This window comes from Pseudomonas sp. FSO-7, from assembly GCF_059579345.1.
Genome location: NZ_CM184193.1, coordinates 2775360 through 2799104, shown reverse-complemented (window position 1 = coordinate 2799104; position 23745 = coordinate 2775360). Strand labels below are relative to the sequence as shown.

Genomic DNA, 23745 nt, shown 5'->3' with positions numbered 1-23745 from the left:
TCGCTACCGGCAGACCTGCGCCAACGGCTTCGCCTGACGGGTACAGGCACACCTTTTCCAACGCCGAGCGTGCATCCTCGATATCGGGTTGCGCCGACCTTGCGCCCTCTTCTTCCACCTCTGCGGCGATCCCGGCACCCTGCCTGCCCGGGCCGATACTGCTGCCCGGCATGAACGTCAGCCGCCAGGTCGGTCCAGTGGTGTTCGTGCTGATCGTCGATAGCCGCGAGGCACGGGTGAACGCCGAACTGTCCATGGGCAGCGCAGGCCTGACCGGGTTGAGCATGACAGCCGAAACACCCACTGCCACCTTTGATCTGGCCAGCGATGGCCAACGGGTACGGGGCAGCCTGGGGGCTTTTTTCTGCGCCCCGCCGAACACGTCGCACGTGCTCGCCGACTTCAATATCGAGGGCACACACGACGACAGCAAGGACCGCGCACAAGCCTACCGCGGCGACCTGATCCGCTGGCAGAGCCCGACCACCAGCGTGATTGCCCGCTACCACCAACCCTTGCTGCCGGACCTGCAAGTGACCGTGGAACTGCTCGACCCCTATAAACCCGACAGCAGCAACGCGTTGACGGCCCAAGTGAGTTTCTACTACGCCACGAACCTGATCGACCGCTACACCGTCATGGCCACCGCCACCCCCGTGACCCTGCGCAAATCCAGCGTCGGGCCGGTGAGTATCCAGGGCGGGGCCTTGTCGTTTCGCCCCGCCACCCAGGAACAGCGAGGACAACTCAGCCTCGATGGCACTTTCCAATCCGGCCATAACCCGCCCAACCACTATGCCGGCAGCATCGCCGACTGGTCGTGGATTCGTGGCCGTGCCGACAATTGCAGGGGATAGACATGACCAGCCGCGCCGCCCCATCCGACTATCAACAAATCGCCAACAGCGCGGCCTATGCCCAGCCCGATGACAGTGGCTATGGCTGGCGCGGCTACGTCATGCCCAAAGGCACCCCGCCGGCCAGCTTGCCGGCCAGCCTGAGCCCTGCCGATGCGTTCGACAAGAATGCCGGCCATTACCTGTTCGCCCCCAGCGAGCCGGTCAGCCTGCGCAGCGATCCCTCGGGGTTCGTCGCCGCGCTGTACGACTTCCTGTTTGCCGTCGAACAGCGAAACTTCGTCGGTCGGGCGCTGCTCTGGTTGCCTGCAAGCAGCCTGCCAGCGCCCAAGCGTTTCAACGACTATGGGTTGCGCATCAGCCTGGAGACACCTTGCCAGGTGCAGAACAACCTCAACGTGCAACTCGGCGATCGCCTGACTTTCTTCCTCAACTTCGGCACCTTCGTCAAATACGACGCGGACTTCAATGCGCTGCGCCTGAAGTCTGGCAACATCGGTATCAGCATGGGCTTCAACGACAAACTGCAGGCCGACAGCGGTCTGCAACTGACGCCTGCGCAGCAGCCGTTGGCCTATGTACCGCTGGACGGTAGCCAGGCCGGAAGCCTGGCCTATGCCTTGACCTACAGTTCGGCGCCTGCGCTGCGGTATTTCCAGACCGGCTTCGCCTATGTGGTCAATACCGGGAACGGTAACAACGTGCTCAATTACCCGGTCTTCAACCCGGTCGGCATGCCGGCCAAGCTGAACATGGGCGGTGTTCTCGACCCGCTGGACCCGCTGAACCAAAACATCAGTGCGCCACAACTGGCCGCCGGGCTGATCCGCACCGGCCTGACCTTCGCTGCCGGCAGCACCTCGCTGCCCAGTCAATGGCGCAGCACCGCCGGCAACCCTATCAGTCTGGTCCCGCTCAATGGCCTCGACGCCAACGGGTGGCCCCTGCCTCACGCGGCCAGCCTGGTGTTCTGCGACGACGGTGCCAGCTACAGCCTGACCCTGAGCGGCGACTATGGCTTGAGCCTGCCGACCGTGCCCGCCGGCACCGCCGGGCAAAATCTGTTGTGTGGCATCTTCGGTACGGAGTGGCTGAGCTTCACCAACTACAATCCCGCGGCCAGCCCCACCGACAATGACCGCATGCGCCTGCTCGCCGCGCAATCGGCGCATGCACCGGTCTTTCCGTTCCAGACCAGCAGCCTGGTCTCGCCCACCAGTGGCGCGGTCACGGCCCTGCTGACCGACGACTACCGGACCTCCTGGAGCAACCTGATTGCCGGTGCCTCTACCCCGGCCTACAGCGCTCAGCCCGACGGTAGCCCGCTTTATGGCCAGGCCGCGACCGATGGCGACACTGTGCTGCTGACGCCGACCGCTCCCCGTACACCGCTCCCACAGGACCCCGGCTTCGCCTTCCCCCTGGTGCCTTATGCCGGCATGACCAGTACCACGAGCGTCAACTTGACCCAATTCGAAAGCGAAATCCTCGCCGCCTCGCGCAAGAGCCTGATCAGCGCCGCCACCTTGCCGGGCAAGCAGGCCGCACGGCTCAAACGACTGCAACGGGCCCTGACCGCCACGACAGAAAAACCTGCTCGGGCGACGACACCGCAAGGCTTGCTGGTGGACCTGGATCCGGACGGTGTCGGCTACCGCAAGGTACTGTTGGCACGCTCGAAATCTGCCGAGCGTTTGCTGGATTTTGCCTTCGAGCAGCCCACCAACGAGTTGCACGAGGCCCTGCAAACCAATCAATTGTTCCTCGTCGGCGTCAACTCGCACCCGTTTGTCGACCAGGGCGCGACATTCAGCAACCAACTGGAGATCGCCGACTGGCGCTTCATCGCCAATATCGGTGTCGGCGTGCAAACCACCAGCTATCGCAACGTACTGATCATGAAGTATTGCAGCGGCAGCCTGAAGGAACGCATCGACAACCCCAACCGCTGGACCATGCCCGAGACGTTCTCGAAAACCGCAGACCTGGTGCCAGGCCTGGAAACCCTGGCCTACACCGGCTTGTCTCAATGGCTGCAAGACTTCATCGGCGCCGCCGAGCTCAAGGCCGCCGCCGCCACATCCGACAGCCTCTATGCGGACTTCGTCGCCCAGGTCAACGATCCCGACTGGAACGGCTTCATGGTGCTCAACGCCGACCTGCCCTTGGCCAGTCTCCCCGAGCAACTGGCCGGGATCGCCGCCGGCATCGATTACGGCCGCTTTCTCGCCCACCACTTCGGTGCCAGCGTCAGTCGCATCAGTCATCAGGACGACACCTTGGATATCCAGGGCATTTCCAACCTGTTCGGACTGATCGACTACCAGAACCCGGCTTATGAACAGGCCCAGGCCAACGGCGCGGATGCCGACATGCCAATCGCCCTGGCCACGGCCGAAGGTTATGCCTTCAGCGTTCTCCAGCTACAGACATTGTTTCGCCAGTCCAGGCTGGTGACCTTCAACAGCCGTATCCAATTGAGCCTGGACCGCCTGTTCGGTTCGCCGATCCAGGCCACGTTGCGCGCCGACAAACCCAGCGCCGTGAATGCCATGGTGCTCGACGGCAGCGCTCTGCAACAAAACGACACCACCACCTATGTGTTCGAGCAAAGCCAGAGCTACCTGTTCAACCTGGACAGCAACGTGCTACCCGCCGCATCGGTCAACCGCATCCAGTTCAACACCCTGGGCAGCCCGGACGGCGGCGTTACCACCGCCAGTCGTTTCCTGCTGTGGGGCAAGCTGGATTTCGCCCTGCTCAAGACCTCCGCCGGGCCATTCGACCTGTTGTCCTTTGGTAGCGAGGACGGCAGCCCGAGCAATCAGGGCCTGGCTTATACCAACCTGCAAATCGGCATGAGCTTTCCCAGCGCCACACCAAATGCGGTGGGCTTCAACTTCAACCCCGACAACCTGGGATTCGATCCGGTCACCAGCCAGGTTCGCGGAAAAAGCCTGTACAAGGGCTTTACCCTGCAACTCAAGCAGTTCATCCAAGCGCCGGAACAGAAGAAACCAGCGGACTACGGTTTTCTTCCGGTCCTGCCGGAGAACCTGGCGCTCAAGGCCCTGTCCGGAGCCTGGTCGGGCATTGTCTACAAGGTCACCATGGGATCGCCCGGCGCCCTGGTCTCGGGCACCGGTTTCGAGTCCGACCTGCTGGTCGCCTGGTCGCCCGGCAGCAAAAGCACCGACGCCAACCCCATGCTCTTTGTTGGCTTAAGCCTGCCGGGCGCCGCGCCGTCCGCCAGCGTGTTCTCCCTGCAGGGGATCATCAAGGTCTCCACCGGACCGATCAAACTGCTCTACCAGACCCTCCCCGGGCAGCCCGATCCCGAAGCGAAATTCTTCAACCTGCAACTGACCGACATCGGCATCAAGATTCTCGGCATCGCCAAGTTGCCACCGGGAGCGACCCTGCAGTTTTTCCTGTTTGGCGACCCTCAGTCCTCCGGCAGCCTGGGCTGGTATGCCGCCTACGTCAAAGATCCGGACAGCGAAACCGAGCGCCTGCTGGCCCTGGCGTCGGACACGTCCACGCATCCGGCACTGACCGGGCCATCGGAGATCGCCTCATGACTCGCGTCCTGTACTGGAACATCGAGAGCTTCGGCTATAACAAGATTCGTCCCCTGACCACCAAACGGGACCGCACCGGGGCGCTCATTCCCGACCTGAACGCTGCCGATCGACTGGCGTTGATCCTCGCCCACATCACCGCCTTCAACCCGGACATCTTCGTGGTGGTGGAGACCGCCAGCGGCCCGAGCAACGGTCCAGGCTCGCTGATTTCCCCCACCGGCGGCTGGCAAGGTTGTGTCGAACTGCTATTGCGCATTCGCAACCTGACCGGCCTTGCCTGGAACCTGGTACCGCCGTTGGTGGTTGGCCAGGCCGGGCGAGCCGAGGGCGTCGCGGTGTTCTACAAACCGGTGATCCCGGCGGGCGGTGGCGTGGCGGCCGGCAGACGCCTGTTCACCGGCCCCAACGCCTGGTCACCGGCGGGCAATGGCATCAGTTTCAACCCGACCGTATTGCCCGCGCCCGCCGCCGGCAACTACCCGCTGCTGCAGACCAATACCTGTTTTACCGTCGCCGGTCGCGCCATTCCCCCTACCGCCCTGAACCCCGGCACCCCGATTGAGAGCCAGTGCGCGGCGCGGGTCGATTTCGTCGACAACCTCGGCGCACCAATCAATTATGGCGGCCTGCGCCAGCCCTACATGGTGACGTTCTGTGAAACTGTCGACGGCCCGCCCGTGGTGGTGCAGCGTAACCTCACGCTGTTCGCCATCCATTCGCCGCCGCAGTATGTGGCGGCCAATGCCTACCTCAACGGCCTGGCTAACGTACGCGACATCAGCGCCGCCCTGGGCGCGCTGGAAACCCGGGTCATCACCGGTGATTTCAATGTCAACCTGCTGAGCCAGAACGGCAATGATCCACTGCGCTACGCCCCGCTCACCGGCCTGGGCTATGCCCTGCAACTGCAACCACCGGCCGCGGCCCCGCCTCCGGCCCTGGATGCCTACATGGGCTATTTTGCCACCCACCTGAAGAGCAAGAACTCGACGATCTTCTGGTCGACCAACGTGGGGGTCGTGCCTTATCCGGGCTACCGCTACATCGGCTCTTCAAGCAGCAGCAACCTGTATTCGATCGACAACATCCTGGTGCGCGGCGGTGCTGCCGGGAACTTCACCATCGCCAACACCGTGGTCGGCATGCCATTGAATGTGGTCAACCCCGCGCCTGGCGGTGCGCCCATGGGCGTGGTGGCCATCGCCAGCGATTTCCAGGCCCCTCCGCTCGGCTGGCCGCCGTCACCGGCACCGGCATTTGTCGCGGGCGACCGACAACGTTTCCGCGGTTGGAGAAACATGGGGCACATCCGCTCCACCAGCGATCACCTGGCCCTGTTCGTGACGGTCTGAATCAAGGAGAAGACAGATGGCCAACAACCCACTGAGCAATCTCGCCGCGGCACTGACTCGCGATGCCGGCGCGCCGATCCTCCTCACCCGTGACTACCTGATCGAAGGCCTGGCGGACACCAGCGTCAGCGTTTCCGCCAGCCTGGACAGCGACCTCAAGGCGGCCTTCCAATCGACTGTCGCCGGGCTGCCGATAAGCCTGACTGCGCAAAGCGTGCAACCGCTGAACCCTGCGAGCCAGACGTTCAAGGTCACCGGAGTCAGTGCGCGTTTTCTGCAACAGGACGTCAAGCAGGGGCTGGTGCTGACCTTCGGCCTGCGGGGCAGCGTCGGCACGCAAAGCCTGAGCCTGGAGATCGTCACCACGCCGGCCAGTTGGACCTGGTCCGATCTGTCGACTTTTGCCACCGGGATCCCCTTCAAGTGGGCCGGGATCAGCAACGTGGTGTTCACCTTCAATGACAGCCTGGGCGCCTGCCAGGGCTTTGCCGCCAACCTGACGCCGCCCGCCCAGCTCAGCAACGCCGTCGCGGTGGTGCAAAACCTGGGGTTTCCGACCCTCGCCCTGCCTTTTACCGGCAGCATGGATTTCGCCAAGGTCGACGGGGTCGACATCTTCATGCCGACCACCACCCTGCAGGCGCCTTTCCTCGGCCCGGACAGCGGCTTGAAACTGTTGTACCTGAGTGTCGACGCACCGGTTTTCGGGTTGATCATCGGCCCACCGGAGCTACAGGATGGCGACGACCCGGCGGAGGCCTTCTACGACCAGCAAGTCAGCCTGTATTTTGGCCTGGACCTGAGCCTGACTGACCAACGAGGTCAATCCGTCGACTACCAGATGCGTGCCTTGGCCCAGATCAACAACGGCAGCGCTTTCAATTTCTACCTCGGTCACAGCGACGACGGCAGCGCCCTGCTGACTCCGGCCACGATCATCGGCCTGCTGGACAACAACGGCAGCTTTTTCACGGGAACGCCACCGGTACTGCAGCAGTTCCTGTCAGGGATCGGCCTGCGCAGCCTCAGCCTCAGCGGCGTCACGAGCCCCAGCCTGGCCCTGAGCAGTGCCAGTGTGACCCTGGGCGCCGACCCGACGGTGATCAACGTCGAGCACCCTTGGGTTCCCTTGCAGGACCCGACCAACAAGCTGGTTTTCGGCATCACCGATTTCGAACTGGTGTGGGGCATCAACTTTCTGCCCAAGGGCAGTACCCAGAGCTTTCTGTTCCAGACTCAGTTCCTGTTGCTACCCGAGGTGTTCAAAGGCAAGACCGCCGCAGAAAACGGCCTGTTCTTCGTCCAGTTCAACTCCGACCTCCAGTTGCTCGCACGCTTCGACGGCACAGCCAATCTCAACGACCTGATTGCCACGCTCACCCTGGACTTGATCCGCATTCCCAAGGGTTTTGTCGATGCCTCGCTGTCCGACGTCGGCCTGAGCCTTGACGTCGGCGCCAAGAGCTACGCCTTCAATGCCGGCTTCGAGCTGGACCTGAACCTGTTCACGCTCGGCGGCCAACCCATACTCTCGGTCACCGACGGCCAGCTCTATATCAAGGCCACCACCCCCACCAGTGCCAGCGGTGTCGCCAATACCCCTCCGGTCACCACTTACCAGGCGGGCATCGGCGGACTGGTCGGCATCGGGCCGTACTTCGCCAACGCCAACGTCGACTATGACGGCACCCAGACGCCAGCCACCTGGAAAGTGGCCGCACGACTGGCGCAACCGGTGGATGTGCAGCAATTGGTCAGCCAATTCCTCAGCTTCGGTGGCGCCTTCACATTCCCGGATTTCCTGCCCGGCACCCTGCTGGTCAACACCCTTGAGGTCGACGCCAGTCTCGCCACCGGCGCCACCCCGATCGACCGCTACACCGTCTCCGGTAGCCTGCGCTGGACCTTCAACCTGGGCCAGGCCTTCAGCGTCGACACCCTGGCCACTCTGAGCCTGAGCTATGACGCCAGCAAACCCGCCCAACAGCAATACAGTGGCAGCGCCACCACGCTATGGGATTTCAGCTTCCTCAACGACAGCGTGCTGCTGGGCTACAGCTTCGCCCCCGACAATCAGGGCAGCAACGCCCAGTTGAGCCTGTCCTGGGAAGGCCTGACGGCGATTTACCAGGTCGACAAGAAGACCCTGACCTTCACGTTGAAAAACTGGAGCCTGGGGCGTCTGATCCAGAAACTCATGCAGTCCCTGGGCGACCCCTACTTCACTCTCGAATCGCCCTGGGACGTGCTCAACCAGATTTCCCTCGACGGCCTGTCGCTGATCATCAGCCTGGAAACCAGCAACGGCAGCACGCCGACCATCGCCGCCAAATACACCCTGGCGAGCAAGATCGACCTGGGTTTCATGAGCATCGACGGCCTGGTGTTCGAACGCAAGAAGGTCGATGGCGTCGACAAAATCACCCTGGGCATCGACGGTTCCTCAGTGTTCAAAGGCAACAATCCCCAGGAACAACAGGACTGGAGCAACCTGCTGGATCCGCAGAAGGGCCAGCCCGTGGACAAGCTGCCGTCGGTTCCGGGCCAGGGTACGGACTACTTCAGCCTGCCGTTGCTGGTGCTCGGCCAACGTGTGGCCATCAGTGGCTACGACAGCTTCGCCAACACCAAAGCGGTGATCGACGCCTTGAAGAAGGTGCCTTCGACAACCGGTTCCAGCAACCCGCTGAACCCTGGCGACAGCGGTACCAAGGGCACGCCGTACTACAACCGCAACAGCGACTGGCTGATCGCCGGACAACTGCTGCTGCTCAAGACCGGCAAGGACTGGACCGTCGATCTGATGCTGGTGTTCAACGACCCCAACCTCTACGGCCTGCGCCTGGCCCTGGCCGGGGAGAAAGCCAAGGCGCTGGGCAATCTGGTCCTCGACATCCTCTACAAGAAAATCACCGATGATGTGGGCGTGTACCAGATCGAATGGACCTTTCCCGACAGCATCCGCAACCTGAACTTTGGCGCAGTGTCGATCGTGCTGCCGGAGATCGGCGTCAAGATCTACACCAACGGCGATTTCTTCATCGACATCGGCTTCCCCTACAACCTCGACTTCACTCGCTCGTTCTCGATTTCCGCGATCGTCTATGGAGTACCCGTGCTGGGCGCCGGTGGTTTCTACCTGGGCAAGCTGTCGTCGGTCACCGCGACCCAGGTACCGAAGACCACTCAGGGCACCTTCGATCCGGTAATCGTCTTCGGCCTGGGCCTGCAACTGGGGCTGGGCTACAACTTCGTCAAGGGGCCGCTCAAGGCCGGCTTTGCCCTGACGGTGTTCGGCATCCTGGAAGGCACCATCGCCGCCTTCCACGCCTATCGTCCGTCCACCGCACCGGTCACGGCCAACAGCAGCGTCCAGGACGACTACTACTTCAAGATCCAGGGCACGGTCGGGGTCATCGGCCTGCTCTATGGCAGCATCGATTTCGCCATTATCTCGGCGGCGGTCAATGTGCGCATTACCCTGTCGCTCTCCCTGACCTACGAGAGCTACAAGCCCATTCCCATTGCCGCCCGGGCTACGGTGGAAGTCAGTGTCAAGGTCAAGATCGACCTGGGGCTGTTCAGTTTCAGCATCAGCTTTTCATTCCATGCCGACGTCTCGGCACGCTTCGAGATCAATGCCCTCAACAGCGGCCCGGCACCCTGGGCCGAGCCGACCCAGTTGCTGGCTCGCCAGGCCCGGCACCTGCAACTCGCCAGCCAACGACGGGCCGCCAGGCCCAAGGCAATGTCGGTGCCGCGCAGTGCAACCAAGCCGGTATTGAACCTGTACGCGACACCGCAATTCACCGTGATGTGCAACGAGGGCGTGAGCAGCTACAGCGGCCAGCAAGGTGCTTTCGTGTTCCTGTTGACCATGGATGCACCGTCCCCGACTCAACAGACACGGCAGGCGGATAACGCCAGCAGTTTCGAGCGCCTGTGCGCCGATTACCTGCCGTGGCTGATCGGCACCTTGGGTTCAGCCAGCAGCGACCAGGACACCCTGGCCGACATCCTCGGCACCTTGGTGGACAAAGCCCTATTGGAAGTGGATATCGAACGCCTCGCCGACCTGGCCCACCCGCCGTTCGGCATCAGCGAGTTGTTGACGTTCCTGTCGTCCTTCGACGTCAGCATCACGTTGCCCGACGCCACCAACCAGGCACAGATCCAGCAGGTGCTGGAAGCCGGCTCGGTGCTGTTCCCGGTCTTCGACGGCCTGTCCCTGGACGTGCCCCTCGCGAACGCCGGTAGTGCGACCCTGGACTTTCTCCAGTACGTGGGCACCAACAGCACCTACCGCAGCAACGTCGCGCAGTTGTTCAAGGAACTGGCGGCCGTTGTCACGGCCAAGGACGACAATCGCGCGCCGTCACTGCGGGCCGCAGGCGATGACAACGAATCCATGGCCGCGGTGATTTTTACCGATGCCTTCATGGTCATCGGCCGGCAGCTGTTGCAGGTCGCCCTCAATGCCTTTGACGACTACGCCTATGCCACCGCGAACGGCAACTCCATCGAGCAAATCCTGCAATGGACCAATGATGCTCGAGGCAACAGCCTGACCCTGGACGATATTGTCCGGCCCAACGCCGACGTCGCCTTGAGCCTTGGGCTGACCCTGAATATCCCGCTGCCCGCTTATACCCTGCAAAGCAGCGACACCCTGGCAACCGTCGCACGAGCCTGGTCCGACAGCGCCATGCCGGCACGTTGGACCACCACGGCCCCGGGATTGATCCTGGCCAATGGCAACTCGACGGTGATCGCCGCCAATCAACTCATCAGTCTGTTGGTGGGCAACGACATTCATCAATACACCACGGGCCCTGGGGAAACCTTCAACAGCCTGGCAAGGGCCCTGGGCGTCGACCTGCCAGTGCTGGCCCAGGACAGCGCGCTCTACGACATGGCCGGCCTGCTGTTGCCCGGCCAACCGTTGCTGCTGCCGACCCTGGCGTACCAGACCGCCGCCGGCGACAGCCTGAACAGCAGTGGCGCACGCTTTGGCGTGAGTGCCATGGCGCTGTTCAGCGACCCCTTGTCCGCTAACTTCAGTGTCGGGCCGCTATTCGCCACGCCGCAGATCACCCTGACGGCCCTCGATAGCCTCTTTACCGAGGACCTGTGGACCGTGATCGTGGGCACCGATCAACTGGCCCAATTGGCAGGCATGCTTTCGCGCTTCCTGGCCTATGGCCTGCGCCTGCCGTCGAACCCGGCGGGCATGGGCGGCCTGAGCCTGAGTGCGCAGTTCCTCTACCCAAACAGCCAGAGCGCCTATGGTCTCTATCAACTGACCGGCCAGCAGTTTCCCACACCAGCCGACCAGGCGCCCGGCACCGACTTTCCCATCAGCTTGAGCCGGGCCGCCACCAGTCATGGCGTCGACTTGTCGTTCGTGCAGATCGCCGGCGGCAGCAGCGGTTCGATGAACCTGAACCTGGCCTACAGCAACCTGTCCGTGGTGCTGGCCTACGCCCAACAAGGCAAGTTCCAGCCAGCACCGAGCATCAGCCTGCTGCCAACGGTGGCCCGCAGCCCGAAAGACTATGCGGTGAAAAGCGTTTCCCTGTGGTCGACCGCCGACCTTCAGCAGTTGCGTGACCTTTGCCAGCCGGGGCTGCGTGCCTCGACCGAAGAGGCCTCCAGCGTACAACCCATGCTCTGGTCCCTGCCGGATGGCCTGGCCCGCCTGATCAATCAGCGGGTGGGCAGTCTCGCCCCGCAACTGCCCGATCTCTCGCAACAACTGCCCTACCTGCCGGCCTTCACCCCTTGCGAAGTTTCAACCGACCCCGCGTCCCTGGAAACCACCCACCGCGAAATAGCCTCCTACAGCTACGCGACCCGGGTGGACTTCACCCTCAAGCGGCTGCCCCAGGCCGAGCCCGGCGTCATCGCCAGCAGTGGTAGCAGCTTGTCCTATACCTACCAACTGCTGGGCCCTTCGGCCACCGATGCGCAGTTGCTGGAACGCCTGTTGAGCGCAGTCGACGAGTTGGGTACGTCAATCATCAGCGGCCAGTTCCTGCTGATGCCCCAAGGCAACGCCAAGGCCAGCAACCTGCTGAGTCAGGCCCAGAATGACTTCCTCGCGTTCCTGACCCAGACCAACCTGTCGACCGAGACCAACCCGCCACCCGACTTGATGACCCCGCGCATGGCCGACGACGCCGGGCCGCGCGGCATCCTCAATCACCCCCAAGAAGTGGTGAAACTGCTCTGGGAACTGTCCACCGTCCGTTCGGGCGGCTACTACCTGAGCTATTACGACGTGACCGCCGGCAGCGGGTTGCCCGATGGAATTTTCGACGACAGCGGCACGGCGACCCTGACCCTGGTGGTGACGTATCCGCGGGATGCCCTGCAAGGCCGCCTGTGCAACTTCATCAACGCCTTTGTCACGACTGATACGGTGATCCAGCAAGGCAGCCACATGACCCTGCGCTCGGCCAGCACCGTCAACCCTAGCCAGCCGACCCGCGCCAGCGACAGCCTGGAAAGCCTGGCGGCGTTCTACGGTATCGGCTCCGGGCGCATTGCCGAACTCAATCCGGACGCGACACTCGCCCCCCACGCACAAGTGCCGATCGACGGCATCATTCACCTGGTGACGCCGGCCGACTCCACCGCTGGCAATGGCCAACCCGCGGCCATCCTCGACAACCTGGCCCGCTACTACTCGGTGGGGGCATTGCAACCGATCACCGCCGCGCAGATCGCGGCCCTCAACCCCGGCGTCAGCGCCGCCAGCACCGTGGCGCTGTTCATCCCGGCGCTGGTCTATCTCGTCGACGGCAGCCTTGCACCGGGCAACAGCCTGCAATCGCTGGCCGACTACTACGACCTCGATCTCGATGCACTGGCGGTCGGCGCCGAGCGGGTTCCCGGGCTGCTGGTCAGCGGCAGCACATTGACCCTCGATACCCGGACCTTCGATTTGCAAGCGGTGTTCAACCAAGGCAATGCCGCCTTCAGTGTCCTGCGCGACAACCCGCCGCCGGTGGACTCACCGAGCGTGGACCCGGACGGCTATGCCAGTGCCTACCTGTACAACCTTTACTCGGTGCTGTCCGCCGGCATCGACGGTTCGCCCTGGTTCAGCGCCAGCGACCTGGCCCTGCCCTTCGGTCCGCAGCGGCCGGACAGCGGGGCGGATGAACTCGAGGCGCAACTTCATCGCCGGGCCATGCGCAACCCGCAGAGCCGGCGCGAAGCCCTCAATGCCCTGGCCGACGACAGCCAGTACACCTATCAGCAAACCCTTGGCCTGGCCCGGCGCGCCACCAGCAACGCCGCCCCGCAGCCCACGAACCCAGGCCTGCCGGCTGCCTCCGACAACCCCTATCGAGGCGTGGGCAGCTTCGCCCAGGTCAACCTCTCCTGGCTGGACATCTTCGGCAACATCACGGTGACGCCCTTCCAACAACCGCCAGCCGGCTACAGTGGCAGCCTCAACCATCCACCGCTGCCGTTACGCTACAACGATCGCCTGATTGCCCCGTCGGCCTGGCCCAATACCCGCAGCTTCTATACCTATGAAGCCGCGGCCGGTGGCGTGCAACTGGTCATCAGCCTGAGCCTGGACACCTCCAGCTACGACCCGGCCAACGGCGGCGACATCAAGGTCCAGGCTGGCAAGGACCTGGAAATGTTCAGCCTGATCTACTACCAGTTGAACCAGTCCTACCAAGGCTTGAACCTGCCCTGGTGCCAGGGCCGCGCCGTCAGCGTGGAACTGGTCAACAGCCTGTTCGCCCAGCCATTGAGCCGGCTCGACGACAGTCAATCGCAACCGTTGCTGGACTACATCAACGGGGTGATTCTGTACCTCGGGCAAGTGGTCCAGGGCGCCAGCGCAACACCGCCGGCCACGGTGCGCCTGAGCCTTGCAGTGGATATCGACAGCCTCGCGCCCGGCTCGATCCTGCCCCTGAGTCTGACCCTCAGCCTGCGTCGGGTCTCAACCCTGGTCGCGCCGGATGTCGCCGGCCTGGAGGGCGGTGTGGCGGTGACCAGCACCCTGCTGCCAATCCCCGACCCACCGACGGCCAGCACCAGTGGCTACAGCTTGTTCGCCGCGACCTTCGAGGCGCTGTTCCAGCGTTCCGGCGCCTGGCTGACACGGGTCGGCAGCGGCACCGCAGACCCCGGCAGCACACCGGACGGACGCAGCCAGACCCTGTGGGCCGCCCGTTTCGCCCTACAGGATGGCGCGGTCGGCATTCGCTACCGCATCGATCCGGCCCCGGGCTACTTCGCGGCCCGACCGATCGCCAACAGCCTGACTTCGGACAGCGTGCAGATCTCTCCCACCTACCGGCCGGACCAGCCGTTCCCTGGCAATGACCTGGCGACACTCAACCTCACCGGCGTCGACCAGAACCTCTGGTTCGAGACGGCCCTCAAGGCCATCGATGGCTTCCTGTCACCGACCTATGCCCCCTCGGTGTTCCTGCTCGACACCCTGCTCGGCAGCAAGGACCCGCTCAAGGACGGCAATCTGGGCAAGATCTTCAGTGCCAAGCAGACCCTGGCTGACGATATCGCGTCCACCATAGAACCGGTGCTGTCGGCAGGTCCGCAAGACGGAGAGACCCGGGCCGCGGCTGGTGAAAAGCTGCGCCAGACCTTGCTTAACCAGCTGTACTCGGCCTATAGCACCACCGCCATCGTCGGTTTTTCCGTGCAGGGCAGCGCGACCGACCAAACGTTGTCGTTGTACGGCCAACCGACCGTTTCAGGTTCCAGTCAGTCCACGCCTGGCACCGGGAACGACAACTACGCCTTTGGCAGCGGTCGCATCGGCTTGCAGGCATCGGTCGGCGAAAGCGCCCTGGCGTTTGTCTTCAATTCCCGCAACGAGGCAGCAAGCTATGTGCCGCTGGCGCTGGAATTGCAGGTCAGTCACCTGGAACACGACATGCGCAGCGTCCCAGGGATCAGCGGCTACACCCAATCGAACTGGATTTCCCTGATCTCCGGGCCGTTGCGAATCCCCTTGGCTGGTGGGCAGACCATGAACCTGCCGGTGCTGCTGCGAGCCTTGCCAGAACCGCCGATGATCCAGGGCCAGACAGCGACAGCCTGGGCGCAGCCGCCACAAAGTGCCTCGGACCTGAGCAAGTGGACCTATGCGTTCGAATCGCTGTTTCGCGGAACCGCCCAGGACAGCCTCAACGTCGCCATAGCCCTGAACACTCCAACGGTCAACGGTGCGCTGCGCAGCACCGGCAAAAGCCTGGTCACCGCACTGGCCCAGTTCGTCACCGTTTACCCGAGCATTGAAGTGGCCATGCAGCAGAGCCTCACCGGGATCGATGTCGGCCAGCCGACCGAGCTGCAAATCGCTGAGGCCCAGCATGCAGTGGAGGCCTTCGTCTACATCGTCCAGGAGGTCACCGATGCCTACCATGCCTGGGCCAGTCCGATCCTGAGCAAAACTGCGTTTGTGCCGCCCCAGGCCCTGACCTGCGCTTTCAGTCAGGTGCTCGTCCCGGTGACGGTCGATGGGCAAGAGGTGGCCGAGACCCTGCTGCTGGATGTGACCATCAACGATGTGGCGGCCAACTACGATCCAGGCACTGGCCGAATCAGCGCCACCCTGGCGCAATTGGGCGAGGTCAGCCTGCCGGCCCCACGGGTGGAAATAGATCCGGCGCAATACGAGGCAGTGAGCGTTGTCGATCCGGACGCCCCCGGGTTGATCGCCTACCGCTATCGGCTCAAGAGCGTCCTGCCGGTCCAATGGCTCGATTACACGCAAGCGCTGCTGGTCAACGAGCGCCGCACCAGCCTGCCGGCCCTCAATGTGTTCGATCATCAGGACGCCTGGGCTTCGCTGTCGGTGGAACGCAACCGCATCCTGTTCCCTGCCGCGGACATCGGCACTCTGCAGACCAACCCGCTGTTCCGCTTCTCCACCCCGATCGTGCGCTTTGTCGACAGCATCAGCCCCCATATCACCCAGAGCAACTTTTCCCTGGACACCCTGCCCGTGGCGAATGCCAGCCTCGACGATTACCTGGAGGTGTTTTTTGCAGCCCTGGGCTCGGGCAGCAACGGCACCACGGTGCAGGTGAGCATGGAGGGGCGCTACAGCTACGACATCGCCGGCCAGGGAGTCGTCGCGCGCACCGTGCTGCCGGCGGCGCTGATGTTGCCGGTGGCCACTTCGCTGAACAGCCCGCCCGCCTTCACCAGCACGTTCAGCCAGGCCATCGACCGCTGGCGCCTGGCCGAGCAGGTCACGGTCCAGGGCAATGCCCGGGTCGACCTGACCCTGCGCGCCTTCAGTGCCGACGACCCGGCCCAATTGGCACAGGGTGCATCGGCCTCGGACAACCAGCCGCCGTTGCTGAGTATCGAAAATCTTTGGGTATCGGCCAGCAAGGTTCCCCCGGGACAAGGAGGTCTATGAGACGAAAATGCACCGCACGGTTGATGACATTAACAGGCCTTAAGTCAAACATATTGGAGTACACCTTATGAACGGACACACCAATCCCTCCTTTGCCGAAGCGACACCATTGGGGGCGTCTGACGTGCAATTCATCAATGACCTGCATGAGCTACTGGAGCGCCATGGCAACCTGGATCGCTTCGGACTCTGCCTGCTGCATGATCACTTCGCGGTTGCCGAGGACGAGATTCTCCTTGAGTGCAACGATCACGATGCCCGCACCTTGCATCTGGATGTGGTCAAGCGTGCGACCCTGCCGCAAAGCAAGTTCACCAGTTGGCGCATTGGCGGGCCCCGGGCCGAGGCCTTGACCGCTTGCGCCATGGACAAGTGCAAGGTCGAGGCCCTGACCGCGTGTGCCATGGACAAGTGCAAGGTCGAAGCCCTGACCGCGTGTGCCATGGACAAGTGCAAGGTCGAAGCCTTGACCGCTTGTGCCATGGACAAGTGCAAGGTCGAAGCCTTGACTGCTTGTGCCATGGACAAGTGCAAGGTCGAAGCCTTGACAGCCTGCGCCGATGACCATTGCAAGGTCCAAGCCCTGACTGCCTGTGCCATGGATAAATGCAAGTAACGCCAAGCCCTGCCAATGGCCAGTGGCAAGCACGGGAAGCCGACAGGCTCCCGTGCTCGTCCTGGCTCGCACAGTTTTACGCGCGCCGTCACGGTGCCTTGGTGGGCAGCGGCACCGCCGCGCTGGAACTGGCGCTACGGCAATTGGGCGCCACGGCCGATTGGCGGGTGGCGGTTCCGGCGGCGACCTGCCATCAGGTGGTAGCGGCTGTCCTCAATATCGGCGCGGTGCCGGTCATCATTGAAAACGGTGCCGAGTTATTGCTCAGCAGCGCCGCCCTGGAAGGCCATGAGAGCGGCCTGGATGCGGTCATCGCCGTTCATCAATACGGTTTGCCTTGTGATATCCCGGCGCTGCGTCGACAGTTGGGGCCCCGGATGCCAATCATCGAAGACAGCGCCACCGCCTGGGATCTCAATCGCCCTGGCGCTTCACGGGTGTTGACCTCCCTGGGAAGCGGGAAACCGCTGGATATCGGCGGCGGCGGCGCGCTGTTCGGCGACGTCCCGGTGGATGCCGATATCGATGTGTGGTCGCCAGGCCAACGTTCGCGGCCACGCCCGGCGTCGAGCCCGCCCCTGTCGATCCATGCCCTGCCCGCCCTGAGGCAGGCCGTCGCAACGGCCCAGGCACGAACCCGACGGCTGCGGCAGCAGGTGCCCGAGTTATTGGTACGGCTGCGTCAATATGGCCTGGACCCTTGGGTGCCTCAGGACACGTTGGCGCCGAGCTGGCAGTTCATCCCGATCCGCACCCGCGATGCCCGGGTGTTCGAACACCTGCGCCACAGCCCTCATGCCGATCTCCTCGGCGTCTGTGCCCCAGTCGCCCGTGCATTGCGGGAATTACCCATGCTTGGCACTCGTGCAGAGGTGGCCCAAGGGCCAAAACCCGCCTTGGACTTGCACCGCAACTGGATACTGCTCGATCCCCAGGCCGCCCTCGATCATCCGCAGCATCTGGCGGCCTGGGCCGGAGACCTTCGATGAATTCACCCGTCCATGACCTGGCTCAGCCCTTCACCATCGGCCCAAGGGTGCAGCACCTTGCGGACTACGCCGACAGTGGCCAGGCCTTGCTCGAAGAACAACTGCTGGGGGTGGCCGGCGCCCGGGTCCTGCTCGCCAACTATGCAGCGATTCGGGCCGACTTTGGCACGCTCTGGGGATCGGGCACAGACATGTCCGGGCACGCGGAGATCGACCATTGGCTGCTGCACAATTCGGCCTTTATCTCCAGTAGCCAAGCCGCAGCACAAGGTATCAACACGCCTATTACCCTCGACGGCCGCCGCGTGCCAGCCTGGCGTCCGCCCCGTTATGGCAGGGCCGCGGTGCTTTGCTTGCCCTCCAGCGACCAGGTGCTTTTCGACGTCAAGGGCATCGGCGTACCACCGGATGAAGCCCCCGTGCTCCCTCATTCCAACGGTTTGCTGACCCTGGCCGAAGCCATGCATGAAGTGCTGATGGAGCACCTGGTATTAGCGGCCATGACTCATGCAAAAAAGGCAATCACCCCTTTGCCGACCTATGCCGTTATTGACCTGGGCTTCGATGCCTTGTGGCATGACGGTCGGCCACCGGAGCCCGCAGTGTTGTTATTGCGCCGACCTTGCACCCGTCCGCGCTGCCAGTGGCAACGTTACTGGCAAGGGGCCGAACTGGCGGGCGCCTTGATGCAGACCGAACTGCTGCTCAGGCGGTATGGCCTGACTGCCAGCAGCTGTGGCGCGGTGCGTTTTCAGGTCGGCCATGAGAACGGGAAACTGCTGGTGCGACGCGACGGCGCAACACTCAAGGTCAACAACCAGGTGACCAAGACACTGGAACAGATACTGGCGAACAACCAAGGCAAGCCGCTGGTGATCGACGGTGTCAATGTGCAACTGGCTGGGCAGTCCAGCGCCGACCCGCTGCAACTGCAGGTCATGGACTTCGGCCGTTATCGTTTTGCCGAGCACTTCGACCATCACCTGTACGCCTGGGTCGACGCCGACTACCAGAATCTCAACGGGCTCCACCTTGCGCCTGACCACCCGCATTACATCCAGCCAGACCCGCTGCTGAGCCTGGCAAAGGTCGTCGAAGGGCGTGCTTTCGCCGCCCTGCAACAACACATCCGAAACTTTCGCCAAACGCCCGGGGCCGATGGTCTGTGCCAGGCTTTACGCGCCGTCCTGGAGGACGCCCGCCGGCCTTTGCACCCGGTGCCCTGACACCAGTCGCTGATGGTCGCCACGCCTTCGATCTCCACCAACAACGCCCCCGCGCGCTCGACTTTGTTCGCCCCGTCCTGAGCCTTGTCCAGGGTCTGCTGCATGGACAGTGCCGCACGATCCGACCTGATCATCAGTTGAATGTTGCCCGCGGACGCCTGGGTCTTCTGCGCCAGGGTGCGCACTTCAGAGGCGACCACCGCAAAGCCGCGCCCATGATCACCGGCCCGCGCCGCTTCAATCGCGGCATTGAGCGCCAGTAGATTGGTCTGTTCGGCAATGCCGCGAATCACATCGAGCACGGAAGAAATGGCATCGCTTTCCAACTTGAGCTCACCAATGATCCCAGCGGTCTCTTCGGCCTGCCCCGATTGAGGTCAAGCTTTCGACAGATAACGGTAAGCATCCAGTAAGGGAAAACGCTCAACGATAGGCACGCATTTCATCCTGTCCCGCTGGAGCACCCCATGCATTTGCTGCGCTTAGCCGTTTCAACCATCTCGAATGTGATCCTGCTCGCCGTGGCCACTTCAGCCATCGCCGCGCAAGCAGCCGAATCTGAAACCGCCGAACCGTCGTCGTCCTGGGGACTGGGGGTCGGCGCGATCAGCAGCCAGCAGCCCTATACCGGCATCGATCGTGACAACAAGGCGATACCGCTGATCTACTTCGAGAACGAATACCTGCGGGTGTTCGGCCCAAACGCCGAGGTCAAGCTGTCGCAGTTGCAGATCAGCGACACCCAGCAAATCGATTTCAACCTCGTGGGCCAGTACGACTTCAGTGGCTATGATGCCGACGACTCGCGGGTTTTCGATGGCATGAGCGACCGTAAAAGCAGCTTCTGGGCCGGGGCCAAAGTGCAGTGGCACACCGATCTGGTGGACGTGCACGCCGAGTGGCTGGCGGATGTCTCGGACAACAGCAAGGGGCAGCGCTTCAACCTGGGCCTGGAGCGAACCTGGCGACTCGGCGAGCACATCTCTCTCACGCCCCATGTGACAGCGATGTGGCAGGACAAAAAATACGTCGATTATTATTTTGGCGTGCGCGACAGTGAAGCCCGCATCGATCGCGCGGCCTATGATGGCAAGTCTGCCCTCAATCACGAATTTGGCGTCCGGGGAAACTACATGTTCGATCAGCACCACTCCGTGTTCCTCGATATCAAGGCGACCCGCTTCGCCAGTGAGATCAAGGACAGCCCGCTGGTAGACCGTTCTACCGAAAACAGCGCGCTGTTCGGCTACCTGTACCGCTTCTGATGAGCCGCATTCTGCTGGTCGAGGACCATGAACGCTTGGCCCAACTGGTCAGCACGGGATTGACGAACGCCGGGATCGCCGTCGATGTGATCGACCGCATGGACGGTGCATGGGCGGCCATCCAGCGGGTGCCCTACCAGGCGCTGATCCTCGATCGCGGCTTGCCGGACGGCGACGGTCTCACCCTGTTGAAGCGTCTGCGCAGCGCCGGGCTTGGCCTGCCGTGCCTGGTGCTCACGGCACGGGATGCCCTGCATGATCGGGTACAGGGACTCGATGCCGGTGCCGATGACTACCTGCCCAAGCCGTTTGCCATGGATGAAATGGTTGCCCGGGTGCGGGCTTTGCTCCGACGTCCCGTGGACTGTCGCCCACTGGCCCCCAGCCACGGAGACCTGAGCCTGCAACCCGAGACCGGCACTATGTGTTGTGCCAATGAAAGCATCACCTTGGCGCCAGCGGAAATGCAGATCATGTTGCTGCTGTTGCGCAAGCCTGGGGAAATCGTCCGCCGCCCCAGCATAGAGGCGGCGGGCTGGGGCTTGAGCGAGGCGGTCACGCCGAACGCCCTGGACGTGGCCCTGCACCGTATCCGCCGCAAGCTGCTTGCCATCGGCTCCCGCCAACGCATTGTCAACCTGCGAGGTCTCGGTTATGCGCTCCGCCAGGTCGACGTGGTTGAGTAGCCTCAGGTTCAAGGTGCTGCTGGCCTATATTGCCGGCGTGGCACTGAGCATCCTGTTGATCGTGTCGGCGGCGTTGGCCCTGGTCACCTCACAGAGCGACATCCTGTCGGTCATGAACATGGCCGAGCGCACCCAGGAGCTGGCGGAAAAACTCCAGTTCGATGCCGGTGGGCGCCCGGTCGGATTCGACCCCAGCGAGGCGGATCGGGTCTGGACCTATGACAGCATGCGCCAGGAGATCGGCTACCGCGTGTTGGACGCCTCGGCAAACGTAGCCCTGGCGTCCACCGAGGCGACCTTCTGGCCGGCGAGCGCCTCACTGGGCCCTGCCGACCAGGCGTCCTTCAAGTTCGAGCGCCAGGGCATCCTGATGTACGGCGCCACCGCGTCGGTCGAACACAACGGCCAGACCTGGCACCTCCAGCTTGCCGTCAGCGAACGGTTGATGGACCTTTTCCACGGTGCCTTCGCCCTGCCCTTCATGGGCGCCGGCATCGTCCTGTTCAGCCTGGTGCTGCTCTTCGTCTTTGGCGCCTGCGCCTATGTCATTTTGGGCTATACGCTCAAGCCCTTGCGCGAGGTGTCCGAATCGGCCGCGGCCATCTCGCCTCGCTCCCTGCATTCACGCTTGCAAGTCAGCAGCGTACCGTCCGAAGTCGTGCCGCTGGTGGACAGCTTCAATCGGGTCCTCCAGCGCCTGGAAAATGGCTACCGGATCCAGCAGGAGTTTCTGGCGACCGCGGCGCACGAGCTGAAGACGCCACTGGCGCTGATACGCGCGCAGATCGAATTGATGGCGGACAGTCCCGATCGCAACGCGCTCCTCAACGACGTGGCCCACATGACCCGTCAAGCCCAGCAACTGCTGCTGCTGACCGAAGCCAGTGAGGCCCAGAACTATCGGTTTGCCGCGGTCGAACTGGCCGATGTAGCGAAGGAAGCCACCGACTATCTACAGCGCATGGCCGAAGCCGTCGATGTGCGCCTGGTGCTGGCCGAGGATTGCACGGGCAGTGCCCCGTGGCAGGCTGATCGCAGCGCCCTCTTCACCTTGCTGAAAAACCTGCTGGAAAACGCCCTCCAACATGCCCCTCGGGGCACAGAGGTTCGGGTTGACATTGGCAGGGATCACCTGAGCGTACGCGACTGGGGCCCTGGGGTGGATCGGGAGCAACTGCCCCAGCTGTTCGTGCGCTTCTGGCGCGGGCCCCATCGCCGCGACCATGGCGCCGGCCTGGGCCTGACGATCTGCCAGGAAATCGCCCGGGCCCATGGCTGGACGCTCTCGGCCACGAGGGCGGAGCCAGGCTTGTTGCTGCAGGTGTCTCGGCGGGGATGACTGGATACAGATGCCGGGCGTTCTCAATTCCGCCTTGTGGGAGCGAGCTTGCTCGCGATAGCGGTGGTCCAGCAGGCATCGATGTTGGATGTGCCGTCGTCATCGCGAGCAAGCTCGCTCCCACATTGGTGATACGCGGCCTCAGGCGACCCCGCCGTCAGATACCGCAAGCGTGCCAGGCTGTGGAACGCGGCTTGGTCGGAACGTCTCGGGCATCGCCAGCAACAGGCCGAAGGCCAACGCGGCAATCGCCGCCAGGGTCAGGAACGCCGCGCTGTAGCCAGCCCCTTGCACGACGAAGCCGGCCAGGCTGTTGCTCAACGCGGCGCCGAGCCCGAACACCGTCGACAACACCCCGAGGCTGACGTTGAAACGCCCGGTGCCCTGGGTCAGGTCCTTGACCACCAGCGGAAACAGCGCACCAAACAGCCCGGCACCGATACCGTCCAGCAGTTGCACCGCCACCAACCAATAGGGATCGTCGGAGAGTACGTACAACACACCGCGGATGGGCAGGATCAGGAAGCCGGCCAGCAGCAACGGCTTGCGGCCCCAGGCATCGGCCTTGACACCCACCAGCCACGCCATGGGCACCATGACCAGTTGCGCCGCGACGATACAAGCCGACGTCAGCGGCGTGGCCAAGTGCACATTGGCCTGGGCCAACTTCTGGCTGACCAGCGGGAGCATCGCCGCGTTCGCCAAGTGGAACAGCCCGCAGCAAATGGCGAACAACAACAGCGTGCGGTTATCCAGCAAGACCCGCAACGTCGAGGGCACCGGGCCGTGGACCAACTGACCGGTCTCAAGCCCCCGTGCCACGTCATGGTCGATGGCCTCGGCGGACACGCAACTGACCGCCACGATGCTGGCCAATGCCATGGCGGCCATCAGGTAGAACACCGCGATGGGACCGAACAGCCAGGCGAACCCACCCGCTAGCAGCGCTGCACAGGCATTGCCTGCATGGTTGAATGTTTCGTTGCGTCCCGTGCGCTGCGTAAAGGCCTTGGCACCGGTAATGCCCAAGGATATCGCCGCGATAGCCGGCGCGAAGACTGATGCCGCCACGGCGCCGATGGCCTGGGTCAATGCCACCAGTCCAAAGGACGACGTGAACGGAAGCACCAGGCAACCCAGGGTCACCATCAAGGCCGCCGCGGCCACCACGGCACGCTTGCTGCGCACCCGGTCGATCAACGCGCCGGCGGGCGCCTGGGCGACGAGTCCGGCCATCGCCGCCACCGTCATTACCACGCCAATGCTGGCCGGGTCCCAGCGATGCACCGCCAGCAGGTAGATCGCCAGGTAAGGCCCCAGCCCATCGCGCACATCCGCAAGGAAAAAATTCAGGCCATCCAGAGACAGGTTGTTGCGTCGCTCTTGGTTTCGATCCACAGCGGCC

At 63.3% G+C, this 23745-nt stretch carries 11 protein-coding genes and 1 pseudogene; 10 read left to right on the top strand and 2 right to left on the bottom strand.

Going from position 1 to position 23745, the window contains the following annotated elements; translation table 11 throughout:
• Positions 1–170: 170 nt before the first annotated feature.
• The 7 genes from AC515T_RS12300 (at position 171) to AC515T_RS12270 (ending at position 19050) form a co-directional block, all read left to right on the top strand.
• Complete coding sequence (locus AC515T_RS12300; RefSeq protein ID WP_496532689.1) at positions 171–857, top strand: hypothetical protein; 687 nt, start codon at positions 171–173, stop codon at positions 855–857.
• A gap of 2 nt (positions 858–859) precedes the next feature.
• Positions 860–4438 carry a hypothetical protein gene (locus tag AC515T_RS12295; RefSeq protein ID WP_496532688.1) on the top strand — a complete coding sequence of 1193 codons (3579 nt, stop codon included), beginning with the start codon at positions 860–862 and terminating at the stop codon, positions 4436–4438.
• Positions 4435–5793 carry a hypothetical protein gene (locus AC515T_RS12290; protein WP_496532687.1) on the top strand — a complete coding sequence of 453 codons (1359 nt, stop codon included), beginning with the start codon at positions 4435–4437 and terminating at the stop codon, positions 5791–5793. The genes AC515T_RS12295 and AC515T_RS12290 overlap by 4 nt, the downstream gene beginning before the upstream one ends.
• Positions 5794–5809: 16 nt before the next feature.
• Positions 5810–16219 carry a hypothetical protein gene (locus tag AC515T_RS12285; RefSeq protein ID WP_496532686.1) on the top strand — a complete coding sequence of 3470 codons (10410 nt, stop codon included), beginning with the start codon at positions 5810–5812 and terminating at the stop codon, positions 16217–16219.
• 67 nt (positions 16220–16286) lie between these two features.
• Positions 16287–16835: a hypothetical protein gene (locus AC515T_RS12280; protein ID WP_496532685.1), complete on the top strand. Its 549-nt coding sequence runs from the start codon at positions 16287–16289 to the stop codon at positions 16833–16835.
• Entirely contained in the window at positions 16826–17824 is a 999-nt protein-coding gene (locus tag AC515T_RS12275; protein WP_496532684.1) for a DegT/DnrJ/EryC1/StrS family aminotransferase, read from the top strand. The genes AC515T_RS12280 and AC515T_RS12275 overlap by 10 nt, the downstream gene beginning before the upstream one ends.
• Entirely contained in the window at positions 17821–19050 is a 1230-nt protein-coding gene (locus AC515T_RS12270) for a hypothetical protein (RefSeq protein ID WP_496532683.1), read from the top strand. The genes AC515T_RS12275 and AC515T_RS12270 overlap by 4 nt, the downstream gene beginning before the upstream one ends.
• 65 nt (positions 19051–19115) lie before the next feature.
• Here AC515T_RS12270 and AC515T_RS12265 read toward each other — a convergent pair.
• Positions 19116–19355 (bottom strand): annotated as a pseudogene (locus AC515T_RS12265) (methyl-accepting chemotaxis protein); the annotation flags it as partial.
• A gap of 162 nt (positions 19356–19517) precedes the next feature.
• Between AC515T_RS12265 and AC515T_RS12260 the strand changes: the two are divergent.
• The 3 genes from AC515T_RS12260 to AC515T_RS12250 are packed head-to-tail and all read left to right on the top strand — an operon-like array spanning position 19518 to position 22340.
• Positions 19518–20315, top strand: coding sequence for a MipA/OmpV family protein (locus tag AC515T_RS12260; protein ID WP_496532682.1), 798 nt, complete (start codon positions 19518–19520; stop codon positions 20313–20315).
• On the top strand, positions 20315–21001 hold the full coding sequence (locus tag AC515T_RS12255; protein ID WP_496532681.1) for a response regulator transcription factor: 687 nt from the start codon (positions 20315–20317) through the stop codon (positions 20999–21001). The genes AC515T_RS12260 and AC515T_RS12255 overlap by 1 nt, the downstream gene beginning before the upstream one ends.
• Positions 20994–22340: a sensor histidine kinase gene (locus AC515T_RS12250; protein WP_496532680.1), complete on the top strand. Its 1347-nt coding sequence runs from the start codon at positions 20994–20996 to the stop codon at positions 22338–22340. The genes AC515T_RS12255 and AC515T_RS12250 overlap by 8 nt, the downstream gene beginning before the upstream one ends.
• Positions 22341–22481: 141 nt before the next feature.
• Here the strand turns inward: AC515T_RS12250 and AC515T_RS12245 are convergent, their stop codons facing one another.
• Positions 22482–23738 (bottom strand): MFS transporter, encoded by a 1257-nt coding sequence (locus AC515T_RS12245; protein ID WP_496532679.1) that lies wholly within the window; start codon positions 23736–23738, stop codon positions 22482–22484.
• Positions 23739–23745: the final 7 nt, after the last annotated feature.

Excerpts from the sequence above, each read along its gene's own strand:
- AC515T_RS12300 (WP_496532689.1), top strand. The coding sequence starts at position 171 with ATGAACGTCAGCCGCCAGGTCGGTCCAGTGGTGTTCGTGCTGATCGTC.
- AC515T_RS12295 (WP_496532688.1), top strand. The coding sequence starts at position 860 with ATGACCAGCCGCGCCGCCCCATCCGACTATCAACAAATCGCCAACAGC.
- AC515T_RS12290 (WP_496532687.1), top strand. The coding sequence starts at position 4,435 with ATGACTCGCGTCCTGTACTGGAACATCGAGAGCTTCGGCTATAACAAG.
- AC515T_RS12285 (WP_496532686.1), top strand. The coding sequence starts at position 5,810 with ATGGCCAACAACCCACTGAGCAATCTCGCCGCGGCACTGACTCGCGAT.
- AC515T_RS12280 (WP_496532685.1), top strand. The coding sequence starts at position 16,287 with ATGAACGGACACACCAATCCCTCCTTTGCCGAAGCGACACCATTGGGG.
- AC515T_RS12275 (WP_496532684.1), top strand. The coding sequence starts at position 16,826 with ATGCAAGTAACGCCAAGCCCTGCCAATGGCCAGTGGCAAGCACGGGAA.
- AC515T_RS12270 (WP_496532683.1), top strand. The coding sequence starts at position 17,821 with ATGAATTCACCCGTCCATGACCTGGCTCAGCCCTTCACCATCGGCCCA.
- AC515T_RS12260 (WP_496532682.1), top strand. The coding sequence starts at position 19,518 with ATGCATTTGCTGCGCTTAGCCGTTTCAACCATCTCGAATGTGATCCTG.
- AC515T_RS12255 (WP_496532681.1), top strand. The coding sequence starts at position 20,315 with ATGAGCCGCATTCTGCTGGTCGAGGACCATGAACGCTTGGCCCAACTG.